The sequence below is a fragment of the Pararhizobium sp. DWP3-4 genome, from assembly GCF_049898205.1.
Lineage (GTDB): Bacteria > Pseudomonadota > Alphaproteobacteria > Rhizobiales > Rhizobiaceae > Pararhizobium.
In genome coordinates, this window is sequence record NZ_JAFCXF010000005.1 from 83,326 (window position 1) to 106,023 (window position 22,698).

General features: G+C 57.6%; 19 protein-coding genes and 3 pseudogenes. 12 read left to right on the forward strand and 10 right to left on the reverse strand.

Annotated features, from left to right (window positions below; translation table 11 throughout):
* Positions 1-21 precede the first annotated feature (21 nt).
* The 6 genes from ACP7E6_RS14405 to ACP7E6_RS14430 all read left to right on the forward strand — a co-directional run bounded on the left by ACP7E6_RS14405 (position 22) and on the right by ACP7E6_RS14430 (position 5,557).
* Positions 22-537, forward strand: a complete 516-nt coding sequence (locus tag ACP7E6_RS14405) for a hypothetical protein (protein ID WP_426230412.1) — start codon at positions 22-24, stop codon at positions 535-537.
* 354 nt (positions 538-891) lie between these two features.
* A complete protein-coding gene (locus tag ACP7E6_RS14410; protein ID WP_426230413.1) occupies positions 892-1,194 on the forward strand; it encodes a hypothetical protein in 303 nt (100 codons plus the stop codon).
* 159 nt (positions 1,195-1,353) lie between these two features.
* On the forward strand, positions 1,354-2,151 hold the full coding sequence (locus ACP7E6_RS14415) for an alpha/beta fold hydrolase (protein ID WP_426230414.1): 798 nt from the start codon (positions 1,354-1,356) through the stop codon (positions 2,149-2,151).
* A complete protein-coding gene (locus ACP7E6_RS14420; protein WP_426230415.1) occupies positions 2,148-3,656 on the forward strand; it encodes an ATP-binding protein in 1,509 nt (502 codons plus the stop codon). Before ACP7E6_RS14415 ends, ACP7E6_RS14420 begins: the two co-directional genes overlap by 4 nt.
* Positions 3,657-4,180: 524 nt before the next feature.
* Positions 4,181-4,759 (forward strand): flavin reductase family protein, encoded by a 579-nt coding sequence (locus ACP7E6_RS14425; protein WP_426230416.1) that lies wholly within the window; start codon positions 4,181-4,183, stop codon positions 4,757-4,759.
* A gap of 306 nt (positions 4,760-5,065) precedes the next feature.
* Positions 5,066-5,557, forward strand: coding sequence for a BA14K family protein (locus ACP7E6_RS14430; protein ID WP_426230417.1), 492 nt, complete (start codon positions 5,066-5,068; stop codon positions 5,555-5,557).
* A gap of 355 nt (positions 5,558-5,912) precedes the next feature.
* On the opposite strand, the pseudogene ACP7E6_RS14435 reads toward ACP7E6_RS14430, so the two are convergent.
* From ACP7E6_RS14435 to ACP7E6_RS14465, 7 genes and pseudogenes are all read right to left on the reverse strand, one after another.
* A pseudogene (locus tag ACP7E6_RS14435) lies at positions 5,913-7,020 on the reverse strand (S-(hydroxymethyl)glutathione dehydrogenase/class III alcohol dehydrogenase).
* Positions 7,021-7,078: 58 nt separating this feature from the next.
* Positions 7,079-7,918 (reverse strand): sugar phosphate isomerase/epimerase family protein, encoded by an 840-nt coding sequence (locus tag ACP7E6_RS14440; protein ID WP_426230418.1) that lies wholly within the window; start codon positions 7,916-7,918, stop codon positions 7,079-7,081.
* The gene (locus ACP7E6_RS14445) at positions 7,915-9,120 is read right to left on the reverse strand and encodes an NAD(P)/FAD-dependent oxidoreductase (RefSeq protein WP_426230419.1); all 1,206 of its coding nucleotides are present in this window, start codon (positions 9,118-9,120) and stop codon (positions 7,915-7,917) included. The genes ACP7E6_RS14440 and ACP7E6_RS14445 overlap by 4 nt, the downstream gene beginning before the upstream one ends.
* A 54-nt stretch (positions 9,121-9,174) precedes the next feature.
* Positions 9,175-10,119, reverse strand: coding sequence for a substrate-binding domain-containing protein (locus ACP7E6_RS14450; protein WP_426230420.1), 945 nt, complete (start codon positions 10,117-10,119; stop codon positions 9,175-9,177).
* A 75-nt stretch (positions 10,120-10,194) separates the two neighbouring features.
* Positions 10,195-10,506, reverse strand: coding sequence for a MocE family 2Fe-2S type ferredoxin (locus tag ACP7E6_RS14455; RefSeq protein WP_426230421.1), 312 nt, complete (start codon positions 10,504-10,506; stop codon positions 10,195-10,197).
* Positions 10,503-11,537, reverse strand: a complete 1,035-nt coding sequence (locus ACP7E6_RS14460; RefSeq protein ID WP_426230422.1) for a sterol desaturase family protein — start codon at positions 11,535-11,537, stop codon at positions 10,503-10,505. The genes ACP7E6_RS14455 and ACP7E6_RS14460 overlap by 4 nt, the downstream gene beginning before the upstream one ends.
* Before the next feature lie 171 nt (positions 11,538-11,708).
* Positions 11,709-12,710, reverse strand: a complete 1,002-nt coding sequence (locus ACP7E6_RS14465; protein ID WP_426230423.1) for a LacI family DNA-binding transcriptional regulator — start codon at positions 12,708-12,710, stop codon at positions 11,709-11,711.
* A 434-nt stretch (positions 12,711-13,144) separates the two neighbouring features.
* Between ACP7E6_RS14465 and ACP7E6_RS14470 the strand changes: the two genes are divergently transcribed.
* From ACP7E6_RS14470 to ACP7E6_RS14480, 3 genes are all read left to right on the forward strand, one after another.
* Entirely contained in the window at positions 13,145-14,203 is a 1,059-nt protein-coding gene (locus ACP7E6_RS14470; RefSeq protein ID WP_426230755.1) for an alpha/beta fold hydrolase, read from the forward strand.
* Positions 14,204-14,374: 171 nt separating this feature from the next.
* Complete coding sequence (locus ACP7E6_RS14475; protein ID WP_426230424.1) at positions 14,375-15,424, forward strand: class I SAM-dependent methyltransferase; 1,050 nt, start codon at positions 14,375-14,377, stop codon at positions 15,422-15,424.
* Positions 15,425-15,611: 187 nt separating this feature from the next.
* Entirely contained in the window at positions 15,612-15,989 is a 378-nt protein-coding gene (locus ACP7E6_RS14480; RefSeq protein WP_426230425.1) for a hypothetical protein, read from the forward strand.
* Between the two features lie 217 nt (positions 15,990-16,206).
* Here ACP7E6_RS14480 and ACP7E6_RS14485 read toward each other — a convergent pair.
* A pseudogene (locus tag ACP7E6_RS14485) lies at positions 16,207-16,440 on the reverse strand (LysR family transcriptional regulator); the annotation flags it as partial.
* Between the two features lie 20 nt (positions 16,441-16,460).
* On the opposite strand from ACP7E6_RS14485, the pseudogene ACP7E6_RS14490 reads away from it, so the two are divergent.
* Positions 16,461-16,676, forward strand: a pseudogene (locus tag ACP7E6_RS14490) (helix-turn-helix domain-containing protein); the annotation flags it as partial.
* 299 nt (positions 16,677-16,975) lie between these two features.
* Positions 16,976-18,442: an MFS transporter gene (locus tag ACP7E6_RS14495; RefSeq protein ID WP_426230426.1), complete on the forward strand. Its 1,467-nt coding sequence runs from the start codon at positions 16,976-16,978 to the stop codon at positions 18,440-18,442.
* A gap of 385 nt (positions 18,443-18,827) precedes the next feature.
* Here ACP7E6_RS14495 and ACP7E6_RS14500 read toward each other — a convergent pair whose 3' ends face one another.
* Positions 18,828-19,706 (reverse strand): MBL fold metallo-hydrolase, encoded by an 879-nt coding sequence (locus tag ACP7E6_RS14500; RefSeq protein WP_426230427.1) that lies wholly within the window; start codon positions 19,704-19,706, stop codon positions 18,828-18,830.
* Between the two features lie 192 nt (positions 19,707-19,898).
* On the opposite strand from ACP7E6_RS14500, the gene ACP7E6_RS14505 reads away from it, so the two are divergent.
* Entirely contained in the window at positions 19,899-20,780 is an 882-nt protein-coding gene (locus tag ACP7E6_RS14505) for an alpha/beta hydrolase fold domain-containing protein (RefSeq protein WP_426230428.1), read from the forward strand.
* 183 nt (positions 20,781-20,963) lie between these two features.
* On the opposite strand, the gene ACP7E6_RS14510 is transcribed toward ACP7E6_RS14505, so the two are convergent.
* The gene (locus ACP7E6_RS14510; protein WP_426230429.1) at positions 20,964-22,580 is read right to left on the reverse strand and encodes a GAF domain-containing sensor histidine kinase; all 1,617 of its coding nucleotides are present in this window, start codon (positions 22,578-22,580) and stop codon (positions 20,964-20,966) included.
* Positions 22,581-22,698: the final 118 nt, after the last annotated feature.

The following is a 22,698-nucleotide window of genomic DNA, read 5'->3' on the forward strand; positions in this document are numbered from 1 at the left end:
CGTTCCGAGAGGAGAATTCTCATGGAAGCATACATCTCTGCCCTGACGGGTCTCGCAGGCGTCGCGATCGGCGGGCTAGCCTCGTTCGCCACTGCCTGGATGACGCATCGGTCACAGGTGAGGGAAAAGCTTCGCGAGGTCGAGGCGGCCAAGCGCGAGAAGCTGTTTTCGGATTTCATTGCCGAAGCCACGAGACTCTATGGCGATGCACTAAGCCATCAGAAGGACGATGTCTCCGATCTCGTTCTGCTTTATGCACTGGTCGCACAAATGCGTCTGATCTCGTCTCGACCAGTTGTGGACGCAGCGGAATTAGCGATGGAACGAATTGTAGAAACCTACCTGACCCCCAATCGCTCCCTCTCCCAGATACGGGACCTCGCGCGTTCCGGCGCGATGAATTTTCTTCTCGATTTCGGCGAGGCTTGCCGCGAAGAATTGACGAGTGGGCGAGCATCCTCTTCCGCGAGCTTTATTGAACCTCGCGGGCAGGAAAATGCTCGACCTCCCACGCCTTCGCTCGCATCTGCTCGTTGACGCTCCGGGATAAGAGGGCACAAGGACTCCTCCGCGGAGTTTAGCAGACTGACGGCTTCCAGGAGCTCGAGCGGATAAGGTGCATGACGGCAACAAGGGCGCATTGCGGCCTTGAAATTCTGGTGTAAGAATGCCGGGAGTTTAAAAAAGCGGAGCCCCAGGTCCGGAGCGCTCGCTCGGTTCTTCGGCCTGACCCACGGCGTCTCGTAGCTGCAGTTCAAGCGCTTCAAGCGTAAACAGACTGCGAGTCAAGGCCAATCTTATTGGACATCGACGGACTGATAGACAGCAACGACACGCATATCCGCGCCGTGCATCACACGGAGGTCTGGCCCCAGAAGAAAGATACACAAGATGGACATTAGATACCCCAAAGCACGGCCCCTTTTGTTTGAAGCGGTCCGAGTGCTAGCCTCATCTCCTGAAAGTATTCAGACCCGGCTGATCGACGCGACCGAAAGCCTGCTGAGCGTGACAATCGACGAGTTCGCTTGCGATCCTGAACTGACAATCAAGTTTGCAAGAATACTCGACCTGATCGCCGTCGATCGGGGTGACGTGGAGGCAACCGCAGTGGAAACGGCCGCCCACATGAGCGACGCCCAAGCCGGTCTCATCGCGGATCTCGTCTGCGACTTCCTTTATGAAATTGCGTAAGCCGACATCGGCCGGACAAGGGACAGCCATGTTCAGAGCTGGATTTGGGGGGGGGCCGCATGGCTAGCTAGACTAATACACGTCTCTGCGAATATCAGAGGCTTACGTCACCCGAGCGGCAGAACCTATTATCTTTCGAACAAACGAAGGGTCTCATCTATGTCGTTTTCCCGCCGCAATAACGCGAAGATTACCGGCAACGGTACCCGTACAATGGTGTTCGCTCATGGGTTCGGTTGCGATCAGAATATGTGGCGCAATGTAGCACCACAGTTTGAGGACGATTTCCGTGTCGTCACCTTCGACCATGTCGGGGCCGGCGGCTCCGACCATTCTTCCTATGATTTTCAGAAGTACGGGACGCTTGAGGGATATGCCTCCGACATCGTTGAGCTCGGGCATGAGCTAGGAATCCACGACGGCATTTTCGTCGGCCATTCCGTGAGTGCCATGATGGGCGTGCTCGCCTCGTCGAGGGCACCGATCATGTTCTCCAGGCTCGTGCTGGTCGGCCCATCGCCGCGCTATATCAACGACGGTGACTATCACGGCGGCTTTACCCAGGGACAAGTGGACGAATTGTTGGAGTTCCTGGACAGCAATCATATGGGCTGGTCGCAGGCGATGGCGCCTGTGATTATGGGCAATCCGGAGCATCCAGAGTTGTCGGAGGAATTGACCAACAGTTTTTGCAAGACTGACCCGGAAATCGCCAAGCATTTCGCACGAGCGACCTTCATGGCCGACAATCGAGCCGATCTCGACAACGTGACGGTTCCTTCCCTAATCCTGCAATGTGCTGAGGATGTGATCGCTCCCGTATCCGTCGGTCACTACCTGCATGCCAAACTGCCGGACAGTAAGCTGGTCTTGATGAAAGCAACGGGTCATTGCCCTAACCTTAGCCATCCCAAAGAGACGACTGAGGCCATTCGGTCGTTTGTGAACATCGAATGAACCAGCAGATTGGCAGCGAGGTCGACGATCTCGTCGATCTCTTCGAGAACGCGCCTTGCGGTTACATCTCGGCAGCACCTGACGGGCGCATCATGCTTGCCAACAGAACGCTGTCTTCTTGGCTCGGCCTATCCAGTGATAAGATCGTTGGCCGCAGGTTCATCGATTTCCTGACCATGCCTGGGAAGATCTACTTCGAGACCCATTTCGCGCCATTGGTGACGATGCAGGGCGCATTCAACGAAGTCGCTCTCGACATGGTAAAGGCGGATGGGACTCGCCTACCTGTGCTCGTGAACGCTGTCGCACGGATTGCAGAAGAGGGAGCTGTCCGGTTTATTCGGATTACCATCTTTAACGCTACCTACCGGCGCCACTATGAAAAGGAACTTCTCGAAGCTAGAGCGGTGGCAGAGCGCGCGGCAACGGCGCTGAAAGACCTGAACGCAAGCCTCGAGGAGCGTATCGCGAAGGCAGTGCAGGAAAAAGTCGCCGCTGAAACTGCATTGCATCAGGCTCAGAAGATTGAGGCGCTTGGTCGCCTCACCGGTGGTGTTGCCCACGATTTCAACAATATGCTCGCCGTAGTAATCGGCGGCCTTAACATGGCGCAACGCCGTATCGATCGTGGCGCGCTTGACGAAGTTCCTAAATTGTTAGCAGCCGCCCTGGATGGCGCAAACCGTGCCGCGACGCTGACACAGCGGCTTCCGGCCTTCTCGCGGCAGCAGCCACTTTCACCAGAAACCGTAGATGCCAACAAGCTGGTGGCGAACATGGCGGAGATCCTTGCCTCTACTCTTGGCGAGGTTATCCAGAAAGAGACTGTTCTGACCTCAGGACTGTGGCCCACGAAGGCCGACGCGAACCAGCTCGAAAACGCTGTGCTCAATCTCGCTGTCAATGCGCGCGACGCCATGCCAGATGGTGGCAAACTGACGATCGAAACGGCTAATGCCCATATCGATGATGCCTATGCTGCGGATCATGAAATCGAACCTGGCCAGTACGTCATGATTGCCGTTACTGACACGGGCTGCGGAATGCCGCAGGACGTTATCAAAAAGGCGATCGACCCATTTTTCACGACGAAGCCGGTGGGCAAGGGAACGGGCCTCGGCCTCAGCCAGGTATTCGGATTTGCGAAGCAGTCCGGCGGGCATATGAAGATATACTCCGAAGTGGGTATCGGCACGACGATGAAGATCTACCTGCCACGTGAATACGGCATGGACAACATTGCGCAACATGTGAGAAACGACAGCGTACCTCGTGGGTCTCCAAGCGAAGTCGTTCTTCTGGTTGAAGATGATGCCAGCGTCCGGGAGGTCCACACTCGAATGCTAGAAGAGCTCGCTTATACGGTTATTGCCGTCGACGGACCCATTGCGGCTCTCGCCACTATCGAGCAGCGCCCAGATGTGGCGGTGCTGTTCACCGACATTGTCATGGCGCAGATGAATGGCCGCCAGCTTGCGGACGAGGCAAGGATTAAGCGACTGTGACTGCCGGTGGTGTTTACAACTGGATATAGCCGCAATGCGGTCGTCCATAACGGTGTGCTGGATCCAGGAGTCATTTTCCTTCAAAAGCCGGCGACGCTTGGCGATCTTGCACGGAAAGTTCGTGCCGCGCTCCATGCGTGAAGTGAGACAGAAAGCGATCGCTGTCTCACACGACTCGATTGACAAGGTTCTCGTACTCCGCAATTAAACTCCGACAACACCCCCGCTACTTAATCGATCTGTTTGCCTCCATACCGCCGATCCTGGTAACTAGTAATCCGGCCCCATCACTCGATTCGCGCTCGTAGCGCCATCCCGCGCCAGAAGCGCGGGGACTGTGTTGAGGGGTATCCCGAGGGTTCGAGTTCTGCTTTCACCTGCGCCAGTCAGCGGCATTGACGGGCCTAGCTGTGCGTGTGGTAACAAAGATTCCACCGCAGTCGCTAGCAGAGCGGCACCGTTGACCTTGCAGGGTCAAGCTGCAAAAAAGTCCGAGATTTGTTCAACAGCGCGATGAGCCCGAAATGCAAAGTCATATCCAACCCGTAGACCTCGATCGAGGGGGCCGATTGATAAATCACGGGCCAACGGTGTTGGTCTCCGCGAGACATGACGACGTCGAGAATGTGATGTCCGTTGCCTGGTGCTGCGGGTTGGATTTCGATCCTCCGAAGCTCACGGTTGTCTTGGACAAGACCGCGCAAACCCGGACGCTTGTGGAGAATAGCGGGCGTTTCGTCGTGCAGGTGCCTACGATCGAGCAAGTTGGGTTGACCAACAAGCTGGGTACAATGAGCCTGTATGACGATCGGGACAAACTTGTGCATTCCGGCGCCTCTTTCTTCGAAATGCCTGGATATGAAATGCCATTCTTGACCGGGTGCTCAGCGTGGCTCGCATGCAGCTTGATCCCTGAGCCTCACATGCAGGAGGAGTACGATCTTTTTGTCGCAGAGGTGACGGCGGCTTGGGCCGACGATCGCGTGTTCCGCAACGGGCGATGGCACTTCGAGACGTCCGATCCGAAGTTTCGAAGCATCCACCACGTCGCAGGGGGCCAGTTCTATGCGATCGGGGAAGCAAGGAACGCGAAAGATCTGTGAGTAGTACCGAGGGCGGCTCAACAAAGCTGCAGCCGGCGCATGCGCACACTCCTCTAAATGAGTCGGGGAGGACCGCACCGGATGGAAAGAGGACCCACAATACGGGCGTTCGCGATCAATAAAATGCGTTCTTCGCGCGCGGCGATGGCCACGCGAATGGACCATTTTGAAAGAAAGCTTTCCTGCTAGTGCATAAGTTCTCGAATCAAAATCTATTTTAGAGTAAATTGGGCAGCGCACTTAAAGGGCTACAGCGTCCTTGCGCGCCGTATTCGACGCGAGGCGCTTAGAGGAAAGGTGAAGCCAATGAAAAGGTTCGCAATCTTTGCCCTGTCGATGTTGACGGCGCTGACGAGCGTCCCGCCGGCCATGGCGTTTCCCACCGTTGCCGTGCCGAAGATCGAACTCCAAGAGGCGCAGCCGGTCCAGTACAGGCGTTACCGCGGCGGTTACAACCGTGGATATCGGGGCGGCTATCGAGGCTACCGCGGGTATGGACACCACCATGGTGGTGACGATTGGGCTTGGGCACTCGGCGGGCTCGCGACTGGCGCAATCATCGGCGGATTGCTGGCACAGCCGAGGTATTATGGCCCCAGCTACTCCGATCAGGGCTACTACGGGTCGACCTATTACCGTCCGCGCTATTACGTGCCACGCTATAACCGCCAGGTCCAGTATGGCGGCAACACACATGCGCGCTGGTGCTATGCCCGCTATCGGTCCTACAGGGATTTCGACAACACGTTCCAGCCCTTCCACGGACCGCGACGGGCGTGCGTCTCCCCCTACTATTGATTTCAGGAGTAGTTGGCGGGCCACCTCGCGCTTTTCCTGCACGCGCAGGCTATCGGGTCTTCGGCTTTCTCCGGAGCTACGTCTGCTTTCGGGCGGTCGCTAAAGCTTCCGGAATGACGGAAATAAGGGCGCGAAGCGGAAATGATTTCCGCGTCGTAGGAGTCACCCAAGGATTGCCTGTGAATGTCAGTTCGGCGTGAAGTGCTCACTCCAGATCCTTCTGAGCTACCAGTCATCTTCTGCGAACACGATCTCGCGGTTTCGACAATTACCATTCAAGAGAGGTGGCCAGAAGGCCACCTCTCCCTTGACCGCAACCTGTGGAGGTTGGCACGGTCGGTAAACTCTTGCGGCATCAATAATGGATAACAGAACGGATGGATTTGCCCTCATGCATGAGGTCGAAGCCGTCGTTGATGGCCTCGATATCCATCGTATGGGTGACAAACGCGGACAGTTCAATATCGCCTCTCATCGCATCCTTGACCATTCCAGGCAATTGGGTACGGCCTTCACCCCGCCAAATGCCGTCCCTTTCCAGGTTCGACCAGTCACAAGCTGGAATGTTCGGGTCGAGATCTCCTGACCGGTGCCAGCAACACCAACGACGACCGACTGTCCCCAACCCCGATGAGTGCATTCCAGCGCAGCTCGCATGAAGCCAACATTACCGATGCACTCAAAAGAGTGATCGACACCCCATTCGGTCATATCGACGATAAGCTCCTGGATCGGCTTGGCGTGATCCTTGGGATTGATGCATTCGGTTGCACCAAAAGTCTGTGCCAGCTCGAACTTCGAAGGATTGGTATCGATCGCAATGATACGTCCTGCCTTGGCCTGTCTCGCGCCTTGAATGACAGCTAGGCCAATGCCTCCCAGACCGAACACCGCGACACTGTCCCCCTCCTGCACCTTGGCAGTGTTATGGACGGCACCAATTCCGGTAGTGACGCCACACCCTAGGAGGCAGACATGTTCGGGATTTGCCTCAGGGTTGATTTTCGCGAGGGAAACCTCGGCGACCACCGTATACTCGCTAAAGGTCGAGCATCCCATGTAGTGGTAGATCGGCTGGCCGTTGTAGGAAAATCGCGTTGTGCCGTCTGGCATCAGGCCTTTCCCCTGAGTTGCGCGTACTGCCACACAAAGGTTGGTTTTCCCCGACTTGCAAAATAGGCACTCGCGGCACTCAGCCGTGTATAGGGGGTATCACGTGATCGCCGGCCTGGACGCTCGTCACGCCCTGACCGACCTCGACCACGATGCCAGCACCCTCTTGGCCGAGTACAATGGGAAAGATGCCTTCTGGATCCGCCCCGGAAAGCGTGAAGCATCGGTGTGGCAAACCCCCGTGTGGGTAATCCTGATGAGGACCTCGCCCTTTTCCGGGGGGCAACATCCAGTTCGACAATTTGCAGAGGCTCTCCAGGAGCGAAGGCGACAGCGGCGCGTGATTTCATGATATTACCCATTCCATTCGCGAAGAGATTGGACGCTTCGCAGGTCATTGTTCGTATTTTAAAGTGGTGCCGTGCTTGCCCATAGCTTGTGGATCATGTCCTTAAGCTGAAGCGCCTCGGACCACCGATCCGTTGAATCGTTGCCGTCCCTGCCCGTAATTGCATACGGTTTGGGACCGAGCTCACAGGTAAAAACCAATTCTGCGTTACCCCTGGCGCGGGAGCGCCAGGTCCGGAAGCCTTCTTCCCACCAGCCGAGGAACAGATCGACCCAAGGGCGGTGATGTGGAAATGACAATTCGATCTGCACCTGTTCACGAGATGCAACTCGACCATGAAAGGAACGCGCATTTTGCAGAATACGGCGGATGAACCCGTGATTTTCTTCATCGACTGGAAATGAAAATTCTCGTCCGACTAGGAAATGCGAAAGGTCGGCTAGCAGCGGAAGACCGGGCCGTTGATCGAGCAGATCGAGCGTGAAAAAGAGATCGGTGGTCATGCGATCGCGATGGGTTTCAATGAAGACCGGAATGCCGGCGTCATCGGCGAGTCGCATCCATCCGTCGAGCAGCGGCAGGCAGTCCTCGATGCGACGCAACCGGACATCTGGTTGCAGATTGATATGGCTGACGGGATACTCGGCTGCCAATTCCAGAGGAAGGATCAGGTCTTCCACCTTTCGCGGGAAGCACACGCCCTCGATCTTCAAGGCGGTTCCGGCAATAGTCTGGTTCAATATCCCCACGTCTTTTCGGTTAGTGTAATGGGCACTGACCCCGTCAAATCCGGCTTTCGCGATCATGGCGATGTTCTCGTCAAGACTGCGTTCAAAGCCGTCGGTATGGCGTCGTTCCATGGCCCAGAGCGACTGGAAAACGTTCAGTTTCTGCATCATGCAGATTTCGCGGTTTTGAGCATGGTTTTCAGATTGACCCCAGGATCGGCCAGAGCGGCCGGGTCTGGGCTGACGCCAGCAGCAATCAACATCTCGGAGAGCTTGATGTCCTTCGCAACGCTGTTTCCTATCCCGAGACCGGCGGCCGCAACCAACGTTCCCTCATCGAGATAAAACTCAAGCTCTCCCATCGGCAGAGCGCGCACCACACTTTGATGATGAGGCTGCGGTAACCCAGCGACCTGAAGACCCAGATCATATTGATCTGTCCAGAACCAGGGGATGGCCGAAAATGCTTCACCGGCCCCAGCCATGTTTCGTGCAGCGGTCTGGGCCTGGCTCCTAGCATTGCGCCAGCTCTCGAACCGAACATACCCACCGCCATGCTGTTCGACCGCGGCGCAGTCTCCAGCAGCGAAGATATGGCGATAGCTCGTCTGCAGGAATGGATTGGTCAGGATCCCGTTTCCGGTCGCGAGGCCCGCTTTTTCAGCCAGAAAAATCTCCGGCTGGACGCCGATTGCGGCAACAACAACATCCGCTGGCACTTCCGCACCGTTGCTTAGAAGGACCGTGTTATCAAGAATTTCGGAAATGCCGACGCCGAGATGAAAGTCGACGCCTTCGTCAACATGACGCGTGTGCATTTTTGCGGCAAATCGCAGTGGTACGGCTCGGCCGAGCGGTTTCGGTGCTGTTTCGATGACACTGACGATCACGTCTTTGCCACGCAGCATCGCTGCGAGCTCCATCCCGATCAAACCACCTCCGATAATCGCGACCCTCTGGCTGGCGTAGGCGCTGTCGAAAATGACCTTCGCATCATCATAGGTGCGGAAGTCCAGCGCTCGTCCGGCGCCAGGGCATGACAGCTTCCGGGGACGTGCACCGGTGGCTAAGAGAAGTTTGTCATAAGCCAACGACCGGCCATCGCTCAGGATTATAGCCTGCCCCGCACCATCGAGCTCCGCTACTTCCGCGCCGGAAAGGTAGGTAATACCCGCATTCAAGAGAGCTTCGTCAGAACAAATCACCTTCATCGCTACGGCGCCGTTGTCCGGCTTTGAAAGAGGTGGGCGCTCATAAGGCAAGTGAGTTTCCGCCCCGATCAGCTTTATGGGCCCGTAATAACCCGCTTCCCGAAGCGTGAAAGCCGCTCTGGTTCCCGCTTCTCCCGCTCCGACAATAATGAAACCGCCCATAGTTTGCTCCTCTCCCGAAGGGACTGGCGCGCGAAACGCGCCAGTCAGTAATGGTTAGTTGCGGTGAGCGTACTCGTTCATGTTTGCGGGCGTGACGAGCTCAAATGGCACCATCACCTGCTGCTCCAACGGCTTTCCGCTGATGAGGGCTACCGCCGCATCAATTGCGCTCGCAGACTGGGCTTTCGCATTCTGGAACACCGTTGCATCCAGATCGCCGGCCGTCATGGCTGCCAGAGCGTCCTGCGTCGCGTCGATGCCGATGACGATGACATCGTCCATAAACACACCCGAAGATTTGAGCGCCTGGATCGCGCCAAGGGCCATTTCATCGTTATTGGCGTAAACCACATCGATCGGCCGGCCGGCCGTGATCCAGTTCGTGGTCATGTCCATTGCGTTGGTCCGTGTCCAGGCGGCCGACTGTTCATCGGCGATGGTTACACCCTTGCAGTCTCCGGCGGCCAGTGTGTCCTTGAAAGACGACGTGCGGTCGCGCGAGGCTTGATGAGAGAGATCGCCCATCAGGATATAGACCTGGGCTGTGCTCTCCTTGCCATTCTTCTTCAGAAGGTCGCACGCGGCTTGTGCTGCCTGTGTGCCAGCGTCCGTTTCCTTTGAGCCGACATAGGCTTGCTTGTCAGGAAGCTGGCCGACATTGCCGGGTTCGAGATTGAGGTAGACCAGGGGAATGTTGGCTTTCTGAGCGGCTTCACTAATCCCCGGCGCTGCAGACGCGTCTGCAAGGGTGAGAATGATTCCGTCCACGCCGGCAGCAATGAAATTGTTGATCTGGTTGAGCTGCTTGGAAATGTCGGTCTGGGCGTCTTCGAACTGAACATTTGTGCCCTTCACTTCGGAAGCTCGCGCCTGCAGGCCCTCCCGGAGCAACGTTTGAAAATTGTTATCAAAACTCTGCATAGAAATGCCGAGGGTCTCGGCCGAAACCGTACCCGTCAAAAGTCCGGCCATCACGGCCGCTGCTAAAGCTAATTTCATGTCTTCCTCCCAAATGGGCGCCGGATCACCCAGGTACGTTCCGGAGGCCCACGGGGCCCTGATGTTTCGGTGGCCTTAGTTCAAAGCCACGCGAACTTCTCCATCGACCACCTCGGCGGGAAACGTTTTCAGGTTCACACAGGCAGGCAGGCGAATGGCTTCGCCAGTGCGATAGTCGAAGGCGCCGGAATGCTTGGGACATTCCACTTCGAAATCCATCACCAAGCCGTCGGCAAGGTGGACAGCTTCATGAGTGCAAAGACCGGCGGTGCAGTAAACGCTGTCATCCGGGCCACGGTAGATCGCATAGGAGCGTCCGCCGTGATCGAAGCGAATGGCACCCTCCTGTTCGATGTCTTCGAGTTGGCACGCGGAAACCCAGCTCATTCCGCAGCCTCCCCGACACTCCCACGCGTTTTGCGTGCTGCCAGCTTCTCTTTCCGTTTGCGATAGCGATCCTGCATTTGTGCCTCACCTTCCGGCGAGCCGTCATGCCAGGTGCCGAACCACTTATCGAGCGGGATCAGCGCATCCCCGTAGTTCACCTCGAAGTACTTGTGGTGGAGGTAATGCGCATAGGCATGGCTATCGACCAGCTTGTCCCGGCCAACTTCAACCTTGTCGAACCCGACATGGCCTGGGATCGCCCCGAAGCCTGCGTAGTGAAGCTGGTACAGCAACAGGATGGGGTTAGACGGCAGTATCAGGTGGTAAAATGCCGTCCCGAAGTAGAGCAAGTGCTCGACCGGATGCATGGACAGGGACGACCATGGCGACGGATTGACCGAGTTGTGATGGACCGAATGGACCCACTTATAGAGCAGTGGCGTGTGGATCAGCCGGTGCACGCAGAAAAAGTGAAACTCATGGATGATTGGAACGACGAGCGCGACAAGAGCCAGCGTCCAGGGGTTTTCGGCCACGGTCAGCCAAGGCGCGTAGCCATTGGCGTAGGCCCAGAGCATTCCGGCTTCGATGGCTGTCCAGATGGTGACGCCTGACAAAAACGTGCGCAGAATATTGTCTTTGTTCTGATTTTCGAACCAGAATGCCTGGTTTTTATGCTCGGACGGAAATTTTCCGTTATATTTGAAGCGGTTTTCCTGCCGCTTCAGTACGTACAGATGCAGCTCAAATGCTCCGTAAAACAGGAATACGCAGACGGCATTAACGGCATACAGCCAACCGATCCAGCCGAAACCGAGCGTGCGCATGGTTTCAACTGAAGGGATAAGCCAGGCCCAATATGCGACCGCGGAAGCCGCGAAAATCGCGTTCCACGGAAAAAAATAATGGGGCAACCATTTCAGGATCGCCATGATCCGGGTTGGGAACTGAAACAGGGGTGCATATTGAACCGGCTGCGTCGGTGCCCAGTCGCCGCGCTTGTTCCGCCTTCCATACTTGAGATCATCCATTAGCTTCTCCCTGAGGCGAAATCACGTTTCCCGTGCCCGCACAAAGTTTCATTTGGAGGAGAGCGAATGACGCCTTTTGCAGTTGTTCAGATGAACTTCCTGCCCTCCTCCCTTGCGCCGTAATTAGCAGCAGGAGGGCCAAACGCCGAAGACTTCGTTGATCAGATTAGATCAAAGCCCTTCGGCCGTGATGGTGATGAAGCGGATCGGTTTTTCGTCCGGGTGGATCTTCGTCAGGCCAATTCGGAAGAGTATCCAGTCAAGCGCACGTTGAGCCTGGGCTTCAGGTGCTTGATCAAGAACGACGTCAACGAGCCCATTGCGGAGGGCGGAGCGAGTATAGTCCGTTAATTCGTGGGCGACGAAGAGTATGTCGCGGCCGCGCTGATTTCGTCCCAATACGTCAATCAGAGCAGAATTGGCGCCGCCCGCGTTATAGATCCCGACCAAATCTGGATACTGTTTGAGGGCATAAGACAGCGACTCTTTGCCGTACCGCTCTTCGTCCCTGCTGAAACCGATCCACTCGAAGCTAACGCCAGTAGGATACTCGCGAAAGTAATCAGAGAACCCCCGCATACGTTCCCGATGGACCTGATAAATCGGGTGGCAAAGTCCGATGACCGGCCCCGACTGCCGTGCCATCCGAGTTATGAAATACCCAGCCGTTCGTCCCGCTGCATAGTTGTCGATCCCGACAAATTCTCCGATCGTCTCCGACGCTCTTGTCACCACGTGCACGATCGGAACACCACGTTCTGCAACCGCTTCCACAGCGGCGCTGACCTGGAGACTATTCGGTACCGCAAGGATGAGGCCGGCACGCGAGCTATCGACGGAGAGGATTCGTTTCGCAATCTCCTCAGGGTTCATCTCGTCTGTAAAGCTTCGATGCACGAGTACGAAAGGATCGAGCGTTGCTGCAATCGCCTCGAATGCATGGGACAGGCGCCGATAGAACGTCGTCTCCGGACGCACCATGAGCACCTCGATGCGCAACATCTTGTGGTAGGCGTCAGGGATGATCCGTGGGTAATTCAACGCCCGCGCGGCCAGCGTGACCTTTTCAATAAGCTCCGATCGGACACCGCCTCTTCCATTTAAAACCCGTTCGACTGTTGCCGTGCCTACCCCGGCCAGCGCAGCGATGTCCTGATAATTCGGCCTGCCCATTTGTACTCTCACGAAGCATCGGTTGTCGCCGACATCACGCGGCGCCTAGCTTGAATTGAAACTTAGCTTGTGGTGGCAGTAATAACCAGCCGCACGTTTTTCCTCGGTAACTCCCGCCGGGTGCGTAACGCCCGCACACCAGACTGGCTGCTCTAAGGATTCGCAACGGGTAGCGTGGAAGGCTGGAATAAGGGCGCGAAGCGGAAATAATCTCCGCTCTCGGCTGCTGACAGGTGCGGGGCTGAGTTCGAACTGTCCGCACCGGCGACACTCAACAGGAACAGCTGACATCGAAGCTCTTACCGCTGAGGTCTTCTGCCGTCCTACTGGCCCGGTCATACCTTACAAACCACACGGAGTGCCACTGACGGCTGCGGCCCATGGCGGGTAAGAAAATCCTGTTATGGAACTATCCGCTGCGATATTCTCACGCCATGAGACTTACCCAGACCATAGGTTTCTGCCATTCGGCAGATGGCACCCGGATCGCCGTTGCGTCCTGCGGAAAGGGACCTGTGATCCTGCGGGCTGCGCACTGGCTCAGCCATGTCGACTACGATCTCCAGAGCCCGGTATGGCGACCGTGGGTCCATGCGCTTTCGGCCGGCAACCAGTTCGTACGCTACGATCCGCGTGGCTGCGGCCTGTCCGATCGGTATGTCGCGGACCTCTCGGTTGACGCTTGGCACAGTGACCTCGACGCCGTGGCAGCATCGATCGGGGAGCCTCAGTTCGTCCTCCTCGGCCTGTCGCAGGGCGGCGCTCTTGCCATCGCCTATGCCGCAAGGCATCCCGAGCGGGTATCGCACTTGGTACTGCTGAATGCCTACGGCCAAGGGGCCCGGACCAGGGCACAAACGGACGGGGAGCTGCTGGAAGCCGAGACCCTTGTCAATTTCATTCGTGTTGGCTGGGGACGCGACAATCCGGCGTTCGCGCAGTTCTTCACCAATCTTTTCATCCCGGACGGGACGCCTGAACAGCATCGCTGGTGGGGCGAGCTCGAGCGACAGACGGCAACAGGCGATGTTGCTGCGCAACTGCTTTGGAACATGCAGGGGATCGATGTGCTGGACGTCGCGGCGAAGCTACGCGTCCCGACCTTGATCGCGCATAGCCGTGGCGACATGCGCGTCCCGTTCGAACAGGGCTGCAAGCTCGCAGCCGCGGTTCCAGGAGTACGCTTCGTACCGCTTGAGAGCAAGAACCACGTATTGCTGCCGGACGAACCCGCCTGGATGGTTTTTCAGGCCGAACTGGCTGCCTTCCTTGGGCAGGATAAGCCCACGCGTCCACGTGCGGTCAGCGAGGCGGGTTTGACACAAGCCGAGGCGACACTGCTCGACCTGGTGGCGGAGGGGCTCGACAACCGTACGATCGCCGAGCGTGTCGGCAAGAGCGTGAAGACGGTACGCAACCAACTGTCGATCATCTTTGGCAAGCTTCGCGTTCGCAGCCGATCGCAAGCTATCGTCATTGCGCTGTCCAGATAGGGGGCGCCACGGCCGGACGTCTTTCTTCAGGTGGCGGAGCGGGACATCTGTCCCCCATGTGAACAGATTTCCTCACCAGCACGGGACTTACGCCTCATGCCATCCACCCGGATGGCGCCCATGCTCCGGTTGTGGGCGGCAGGACGCCGTCGGGAAACCGGAGGAATCCACATGACTGAACTCAACGAAGGCGCTCTCAATGAACTCGTGGGCCGCGTGCTTGGCGACCTGGGTGGGGCAGTCAGCGTGCCGCTGGTGCGGATCGGCGATGCCCTCGATCTCTACAAGACCCTCAAGGAGATCGGACCGGCGACATCGGAGAAGCTTGCCGATGCAGCGGGATGCTCGCCTCGCTATATGCGTGAGTGGCTGTCGGCCCAAGTGGCCTCGGGTTACGTGCATTACGCGGAGGGGCGGTTCTCACTGACTGCCGAGCAGGCATTCGTGTTTGCTGAACCCGATAGCCCCGTCAACCTGATCGGCGCGTTCGATACCGCTGCTGCGATGGTCGAAAACCAGCCGAAGGTGCAGTCAGCCTTTAAGACCGGGCGAGGCGTTGCCTGGAGCGAGCAGGCCGGATGCATGTTCTGCGCCGTGGCACGGCTGTTCCGGCCGGGCTATGTCAATGCCCTCGTGCAGGATTGGCTTCCGGCGATGGACGGCGTCGTCGACAAACTGAGGGCCGGGGCGAATGTCGCCGACGTGGGATGCGGGCACGGACTGTCGACGATCCTGATGGCCCAAGCCTTCCCCAACTCCCAATTCACAGGCTACGATTTTCATGCGGGTTCGATCGCTGCTGCGACCGCGCATGCCCGATCGCATGGGTTGATGAACCTGCATTTCGAAGTGGGCCGGGCCCAAAACTTCGGCGGGCGCGACTTCGATCTTATTACCTGCTTCGACTGCCTGCACGACATGGGCGACCCCCAGGCAGCGGCAACGCATATACGCAAGGCGCTGAAGGCCGACGGCACGTGGATGGTGGTTGAGCCGATGGCCGGGGATAAGCTGGAAGACAACATTAATCCCATCGGGCGACTTTACTACTCTGCCTCCACGATGATCTGCGTTCCCACGTCTCTGGCGCAAGAGACCGGGCTCGCGCTTGGTGCCCAGGCGGGTGAGAAGCGGCTGGCAGAGGTGATCCGGTCAGGTGGCTTCACACATGTTCGGCGGGCGGCTGCGACTCCACTCAACATGGTTCTCGAAGCCACCTGAGGGCAGCGATGGCGCGTGGCGGTTCCGTAGCGCGAGTTCTAATGCCCAAGGCACTTTCTGCAGCGCACCGAATCGTCTCAACGAGGCTATTTGGAGATTCCGTCCACTGCAAGGCGACGGCAGTAGCTCGGCCTCGTGGCGAACTTCCGAACCGCCAAGCTAGCATGCTTTGGGAAGGGAGCGTTTCATGGATACCCTGATCTCTGTCGCACTCATCACCGGGGCAGGCTTTTGCTTCATGCTCGCGAATCTGGTTATGAAAACGATGGGGGGCACGCCGTTTTATGTGCTCTACCCAGCAATTACCATCACTTTTGCTGCAGGCGCCTATTTCGAGGTTGAGGCACTAAAGCAAGCCCAACTCGGCTATGCCATAACGTTTATCCTCGGCTGCGAACTATTGTTGTCGCTGGCAATCGCGATCCTATTCCTTGGGGAAGCCTATTCGGCAAGCAATCTTGTCGGAATCGCCTTGGTCGTGATTGGTATCGCGTTACTGCATCTACCAAACGAACGAGACGTCGCCCAACGCGACGACCCGATCCGCTCTCAGACGTTTCCTTAAAGCCAATCCATGTCGCTGCTATTGAGTGATCGCTATTAGCGAATTGTATTGAAAAACTTGCGGGGTCGATTTTGGCTTTGTGTCTTGCGGATTGAAATTGCGGCGAGCGTGCTCGTTGCAATTTTGGCGCAAACGCTTTCCCCTAATTAAGCAGTGGAAATCTCATCCTGGATTCCAGGCTACGGATGATGTCGTTGGTCGAGCCACTCTGGATCTAGAGCTGGATGTCCGGATACTTGCGGGCAATTTTCGACAGGAATGCCGGCAGTACACCGATCGTTGCCGGATAGATCGTACCGATCCTGATTTTGCGCACTGTCTTGCCGGCGGCGGCGCCCGTTGCCTGCGCACCCATATCGATATCGCTCAGGATTCGCACCGACTTTCCATAGAAGGTTTCACCCGCAACGGTCAGTTCGACCCGTCGTGTGAAACGGACAAACAACTGCACGGCCGGAGGCTTCGCGGGGGGAAGCCGGCTTTTCCCAGAAAACGCTGGCGCTTGAGGCAGACATCGACCGCTCCTATGTGGGGCGTATCGAGCGGGGCATGGAGAACGTTACCGTTTCCGCCTTAGACGCAATGGCAGGTGTTCTTGGCGTCAATGTTTCGGAATTCTTCGTCGAGGTAGATGCGACCTCTTTGCGCCCGCATCCAATAAGGTCCGGCAGAAAACCCAAGCGATAATCACGTTACTTTTGGTGTAGTCTCACAGGTGATCGAGACAATTTGTCCAAGGACCGGCGGCAGCGATCGATCCTGACAATCTGTGTTGCCTGCGCGCCTAGAGCTGGGAGCACCGTCACGACTTCCACAATAAAACGTCGCCCCGCCAAGCTTAGATGGTCCAGCCAGTTTGGAACTGATACGCTTGAAAAACAGTCGACAATCCGCTTGACGGAATTCACCTGGATAGTAGGTATTCAACCGCCCCGCCATCGGCGTCGAATTCGCGCAAGGCCCTCCGTCAGTCTGAAAGCTCATCCATGTCAGAGAAAAGTTCCCATCGCGGGCTTGTTGTTGTCGCGGTCATGGCAAGCATGGCGATGATCGCTATCGAGGCAACGATCGTTTCCACGGCAATGCCGCAGATTGCTGCCCAACTTCGACAGATCAATCTCTATTCCTGGGTTTTTTCGTCTTTCCTGCTGACCCAAACAGCGACGACCGTCTTTTTTGGTAAGCTCGCGGATATTTATGGTCGCAAACCGATGATCCTTATCGGCATCGCACTGTTTCTGTTTGCCTCGGTACTCGCAGGGTTCGCATGGTCGATGCCGTCGATGATCGCCTTCCGTCTCCTGCAAGGGATCGGAGCGGGGGCAATTCAACCTGTCACCATGACGGTTGTTGCCGATCTCTTTCCCGGCAATCAGAGAGGCAAGGTCCAAGGCTATCTAGCTAGTGTCTGGGCGCTGTCTGCCGTTGTTGGGCCGCTTCTCGGCAGCCTCATCATCCATAATCTCCCATGGGCATGGGTTTTCTGGATCAACGTACCGGTCGGAATTTTTGCAGCCTTTGCATTCATGTTCTTTTTGCATGAAGAAAAGAGCACCCGGGTTGTATCGATCGACATCCTCGGAGCCGGACTGTTCGCCATCTCCATATCTGCCCTGATGATTGCGTTGACGGAAATGGAGACGACAGTGTCCGGTTATGCAATCGTAGCCCTTACCGTCTTTGTCATCGCTCTTGCTGCTTTCATCTGGCAGGAGCGCCGCGCAGAAGCGCCGATGGTCGCGCCGGACCTATGGCTGACGCGGCCGATAGCATTTGCGAATTTGGCTGTGTTTTTCGCGAGCATGTCGATTATGGGGTTAACGACTTTCTTGCCGATTTACGTCCAGACTGTTCTCAACCGCTCACCGCTCGTGGCAGGTTTTGCATTGACAATGCTGCTCCTAGGCTGGCCATGCGGTGCGACAATCGCATCACGCACGTTTGCACGCTTTGGCTTGCGACCGATCATGATCACCGGCAGTATCTGCATTCCTGCCGGCACGTGCTTGCTCGTCCTGCTTACTTCCTCGAGTTCGGCGTTATTGGCTGGTGCGGGTTCGCTTGTCATGGGCTTTGGTATGGGATTGCTCAATATCAGCGCCTTGATTCTCACCCAGGATAGCGTGAGTTGGTCTGAGCGCGGCAGTGCCACTGCTTCAAACGTCTTTTCCCGCAACCTTGGAAGCACGCTAGGCGCGGCAGTGCTCGGCGCGGTAATGACATATGGCCTTGCACACTCCACCAATGGCCAGCCGATAACGCCGGAGCAACTGCGAGGTCTCCTGAATGGAACTGGCGCAATCATGGCTGAAAGAGAAGCAATTCGGCTTGCCTTGCAGCACGCGCTGCATTCCACATTCGTGGTGATGCTGTTGATTGCTGTGTTGATCGTGCCCGTCTGCCTGCTTGTTCCAAGGCACGACGCCCGCCGAGGAATTCAGCAAAATGCGTGATCTCGTTCGGAAAGGGCTCCTAGAACAGCTGAAGCAGGACCCAGGCCTCTCGTGTTAGCCGAACTACGCGCCAGGCGATTTTCGCCACCTACGTTACAAGCGGCCCTTTGCTGTCAAACTCACTCGCCTTGATCCAGTTCGAACCAACGACCCGTTGTTTCTCAGCACCGAGAAAAAAGTCTAGCTCGTTGGCAAAGTATCTGGCCATTTCTGCGCGCCATAGAGGACGCAAAGACTACGGACCACTGTATCGGTAATTGCATACGCCGCGAGACCAAGTAAGTTGAGCGCCAGAAATCCCCGCTTCTCATCCTCGTTGCACGCAATATTCCAGCGTTATGGAGCAAGTGCCACAAGCTCAAATACGCGGCTCGCAATTTCGCGTTCATCCCGCGACGAACCGGTATCCCGTGCCGTCGCGCTCGACGTAACCGACGCCGGGATAGCTCCAGTGATAGCCAAGGATACGAAGTTTCTCGTTCGCTGCCTTGTCCAACAGTGCCGCACGGCTCGCGAGAGCAATTTCCTGTTCGGTGTCGAAGCCGAAGTGCCATTTTGTATTGCCGAAAGAGACAATTTCGTTCGGGATGACGTCGCCCGCTATCAGCAAGTTTCCGTTACCTGCCAGCTCCAGCGAGATGTGGCCTGGAGTGTGGCCGCGTGTGCTTACGACATTCATCCCTGACACGATCTCATCTCCCGGCTTGACGAGCGTCAGCCTGTCCCTCACGGCGAACAGGTCGCGCTGCGACCCACGGGCAAAGGCGTGCAGCGCTTCCGGTATGGACGTCTCGTAGCTCGGGTCCGTCCAGAACGACCACTCGGCTTCGCTGACGTAGTACTGGGCGTTCGGAAACAGCAGGGAGCCGTCGGGCAATGTGGTTCCCCCTGAATGATCCGGATGCGCATGGGTGAAGACTACCTTCGTAATCGACGCCGGGTCAACGCCTATCGATGCGAGGTTGGCCGCTAACTTTCCATCGGTCGGCTGGAAGTTCGTCCCCGCCCCGCTATCGACAAGGATGAGGTCATCCCCGTGTCTGACAAGAGGTATGTTCGTCTGAAGCGCGGAACTGTCGTGCGTTCCACCCAGGAGCCCGAGGACACGCTCCACCTCCTCGGCGTCGGCATCCGGCATTAGTATGCTTGATGGGAGCGTTATAAAGCCGTCGCTCAATACGGAGACGTCGAAGCTTCCGTGCTTCAACTTGTGAAAGCCGTCTGCGGGAACGCCCCGTGGAAGCGTCGTTTTCTCGGAAGTCATAAGGGTCTCCTTTGTTCACGCTCTCGGACTATGCCTGTCCACTTTTAGAAAGCCATCGCCCATCAGGGGGGTACCAAGCAAGCGGATCGCCTTTCCATGAAACTCTCACGTTGTTCCCAACTGATGTCGGAGGAGGCTATGCCCGTTGCCTGTCGAGCACCAAGGAGTTTGGATGAGAGCCTGTGAGTTGTCGTGAAAGAGCGCAAACGCATGCAGACGCCGGATCCAAACTGGGTTATCCCGGACATGATCCAGGGAGGTGGCATGGCCAAGTCTCGACAGCACGTTTCGGAGATGACGAGGTTCTCCGTGCCTGCAACGGTTTCTCCCGAGGCCGCTGCGGTTCTCAGAACGATCTACGATGCCGGGCGAGATCTCCCGCCAATTGCGACGCCTCGGTCGGCTTTCGAATTCCAGCGACTTCACGAAGAAATGGAGACCGTGTTTGGCGCGCCGAACGCGCGGCTCGCCGAGGAGCTTGGGACCCTGATCCAGCGCGGCGAACTTGGCGGCGTGCCGGTCTTGCGTCTGTATCCGGAGGGCTACAAGCCAGGTGGACGTACCCTCGTCTATCTGCACGGCGGCTCCCACGTGTTCCTGTCGGCTGCGAGCACGGTGGGCACGCCGGCGCGTGTCGCGAAGGCCACTGGCGCTGAGGTCGTGTCGGTCGACTTCACCCGCGCGCCCGCGGCACGTTGGCGGACCGTGACGAACGAGGTCCTTGCCGTCTGCCAGGCACTGATCGTTGGCGGGACTGAGCCTTCATCCGTCGGTCTGCTGGGCGAGTCGGCGGGCGGCGGGCTTGCGGCCGGCAGCGTCCTGATGCGCGAGCAAGGATTGCCCCTACCCGGCGCTCTTTGGCTTCTTTCGCCGTGGGCTGATCTCAGCGGCGCCGGAGACAGCCGCGATACGCTGCAGGACTGGGATCCCGCGCTAACCGCCGAACTGATGGCGGCATGCGCCGAGGCCTACGCCGATCCAACCGAGCAGCGGTGTATGGCGACTTCGGGGGCGCCTATCCGCCGACGCTCATCCAAGGTGGCACTCGCGAATTGCTGTTCAGCGATTTTGTGAGGCTGTATCAAGGCATCCGAGGCGCGGGACACGAAGCTGTCCTTGATATTTATGAAGGCATGCCGCACACGTTCGCGGGCATTCTCGGCGACACGCCGGAATCCAGGACGGCCATCGGAAGAGGCGCCGAATTCTTCCAACGGCACCTTGGAAGCTGATGTTCCTGTGGCAATACCCGTCACGTCAGTTCCGAGGCGTGGACAGGCCGGGTAGCTGAAAGCGGAAGGTACATCCGCGAGGGGCGTTTGGCGACGCCGTTATTCGACCGCCGTGATTTTCAACGATGGACCGGCAGATCGCCAGGCCCATGCCTATGCCATTCACCTTCGTGGTGAAGAAAGCGTCGAACACACGGTCGGCCTCCTCCGTTGCAAGGCCCTTTCCGTTGTCCGAGACGGCGACTTCAATGCGTCCCTCTTCGATGCGCTCCGTTGAAACGGAGAGGATGCGAGGAGAGCTCTCCGCGTCCATCGCCTCGATACCGTTCATGATAAGATTAAGGATCACCTGCTGGACTTGCACATGGTCGCAGCTCGCGAGACACCCCTCCTCTGCAAATGACTTCCGGAGGGATATTTCGTGTCGGTCGAGCTCGTTAGCCGCGATGGCGAGCACTTCCTTGATCACTTCGTTGACGTCGATCTCAACGAACTTAGGCGGCGCCTTCTTGGCCATCGAGCGTATGCTGGCGATGACCTCGCCGGCCCGATGTCCATCATTAATGATGCGCTCCGCGGCTTCACGCGCCTCGGCGATATCGGGCGGTGAGCCTTCGAGCCAGCGGAGGCACCCGGCGGCGTTGGTAACGATTGCCATCAGCGGCTGGTTGACCTCGTGCGCGATCGAAACCGCGAGCTCGCCCAGCGCGGTCAACCGCCCCACGCGGGAGAGAGCGGCCTGCGCCTGTTCGGCCCGCTTGATCTCTTCGATGTCCACGGTCGTGCCATGCCATCTGATGACGTTGCCGTCCTCGTCCCGCAGCGGCGCAGCCCGAGCGAGGACGTGATGATAGACGCCGTCGAACCGACGCATCCTACATTCGACTTGTCCAGGGACGCCGGCGTCGCGCAGCCGCGCGAACAGCCCAAAAACCTTCTCGCGATCGTCCGGGTGGCATGTCTCCTGATGGTTCAAGGCCTCTTCGAACGTCGTGTAGCCAGTATAGTCCCACCACTCCTTGTTCGCTGCCTCGAAGACGCCGTTCGCATCAGTGCGCCACACCTGAACCGGAGTGAGATCGAACTCCTGCTGCAGCTCGTCGCGTGCCTGACGCGCCTCCTGCTCCGCCCGCTGCAAGCTCTCAAACAAGACCGCGTTTTCGATCGCGATCGCGCCTTGCGAGGCAAGCAGATCGAGAAGCAATAGCCTTTGTTCCGTAAACCACGCAGGCTGCTTCTCGGACTCGAGGTAAATCAAGCCCACCAGCCGCTTCTGTGCGACGAGTGGCAAACAGATCGCGGCCCTCGCCGTTACGGAGGACGTAATTCCTAGCGATGTCCGGTCCGGCTGAAGATCAAGCACCGTTCTCTGTCTGGTTTCCGCGACCCGCGTCAGCACGGCGGTAGGCAACTCGGAGAGAGTACCGTCTTCAAGATAAAGAACCTGACCGGCGGAAACCTCACCCTTGGCGACCGGCTGCATCTGCCCGGCCCGCAGCAACAGCAGGCCGGCACGGCACGCTCCTGCGTGCTGCATGGCCGTCAGTGTCAGTTTTTCGACCAGACGATCGAGTACCATTTCCTGCGACAGGGCCTGCGATGCACCTATCAGGTCGCGCAGGTCGTTGTCCGTCTCGATCATTCGACGCTCCAGGCCCCCAAGACGCCGGAAACTCAACGGACCCGTCGTGCCCGCTCCTTCCGGCGAAATATTCGCGACCTTGTGCCCGAAGAAAAGCAATGTCCAGTGAGATTCCGTG

What these genes read in the sequence shown, in the direction of transcription:
- ACP7E6_RS14500 (WP_426230427.1), bottom strand. Translation starts at nt 19,706, where the DNA reads ATGACTTCCGAGAAAACGACGCTTCCACGGGGCGTTCCCGCAGACGGC.
- ACP7E6_RS14420 (WP_426230415.1), top strand. Translation starts at nt 2,148, where the DNA reads ATGAACCAGCAGATTGGCAGCGAGGTCGACGATCTCGTCGATCTCTTC.
- ACP7E6_RS14415 (WP_426230414.1), top strand. Translation starts at nt 1,354, where the DNA reads ATGTCGTTTTCCCGCCGCAATAACGCGAAGATTACCGGCAACGGTACC.
- ACP7E6_RS14495 (WP_426230426.1), top strand. Translation starts at nt 16,976, where the DNA reads ATGTCAGAGAAAAGTTCCCATCGCGGGCTTGTTGTTGTCGCGGTCATG.
- ACP7E6_RS14430 (WP_426230417.1), top strand. Translation starts at nt 5,066, where the DNA reads ATGAAAAGGTTCGCAATCTTTGCCCTGTCGATGTTGACGGCGCTGACG.
- ACP7E6_RS14510 (WP_426230429.1), bottom strand. Translation starts at nt 22,580, where the DNA reads ATGATCGAGACGGACAACGACCTGCGCGACCTGATAGGTGCATCGCAG.
- ACP7E6_RS14445 (WP_426230419.1), bottom strand. Translation starts at nt 9,120, where the DNA reads ATGGGCGGTTTCATTATTGTCGGAGCGGGAGAAGCGGGAACCAGAGCG.
- ACP7E6_RS14475 (WP_426230424.1), top strand. Translation starts at nt 14,375, where the DNA reads ATGACTGAACTCAACGAAGGCGCTCTCAATGAACTCGTGGGCCGCGTG.
- ACP7E6_RS14465 (WP_426230423.1), bottom strand. Translation starts at nt 12,710, where the DNA reads ATGGGCAGGCCGAATTATCAGGACATCGCTGCGCTGGCCGGGGTAGGC.
- ACP7E6_RS14460 (WP_426230422.1), bottom strand. Translation starts at nt 11,537, where the DNA reads ATGGATGATCTCAAGTATGGAAGGCGGAACAAGCGCGGCGACTGGGCA.
- ACP7E6_RS14455 (WP_426230421.1), bottom strand. Translation starts at nt 10,506, where the DNA reads ATGAGCTGGGTTTCCGCGTGCCAACTCGAAGACATCGAACAGGAGGGT.
- ACP7E6_RS14410 (WP_426230413.1), top strand. Translation starts at nt 892, where the DNA reads ATGGACATTAGATACCCCAAAGCACGGCCCCTTTTGTTTGAAGCGGTC.
- ACP7E6_RS14405 (WP_426230412.1), top strand. Translation starts at nt 22, where the DNA reads ATGGAAGCATACATCTCTGCCCTGACGGGTCTCGCAGGCGTCGCGATC.
- ACP7E6_RS14480 (WP_426230425.1), top strand. Translation starts at nt 15,612, where the DNA reads ATGGATACCCTGATCTCTGTCGCACTCATCACCGGGGCAGGCTTTTGC.
- ACP7E6_RS14470 (WP_426230755.1), top strand. Translation starts at nt 13,145, where the DNA reads ATGAGACTTACCCAGACCATAGGTTTCTGCCATTCGGCAGATGGCACC.
- ACP7E6_RS14425 (WP_426230416.1), top strand. Translation starts at nt 4,181, where the DNA reads ATGCAAAGTCATATCCAACCCGTAGACCTCGATCGAGGGGGCCGATTG.
- ACP7E6_RS14450 (WP_426230420.1), bottom strand. Translation starts at nt 10,119, where the DNA reads ATGAAATTAGCTTTAGCAGCGGCCGTGATGGCCGGACTTTTGACGGGT.
- ACP7E6_RS14440 (WP_426230418.1), bottom strand. Translation starts at nt 7,918, where the DNA reads ATGATGCAGAAACTGAACGTTTTCCAGTCGCTCTGGGCCATGGAACGA.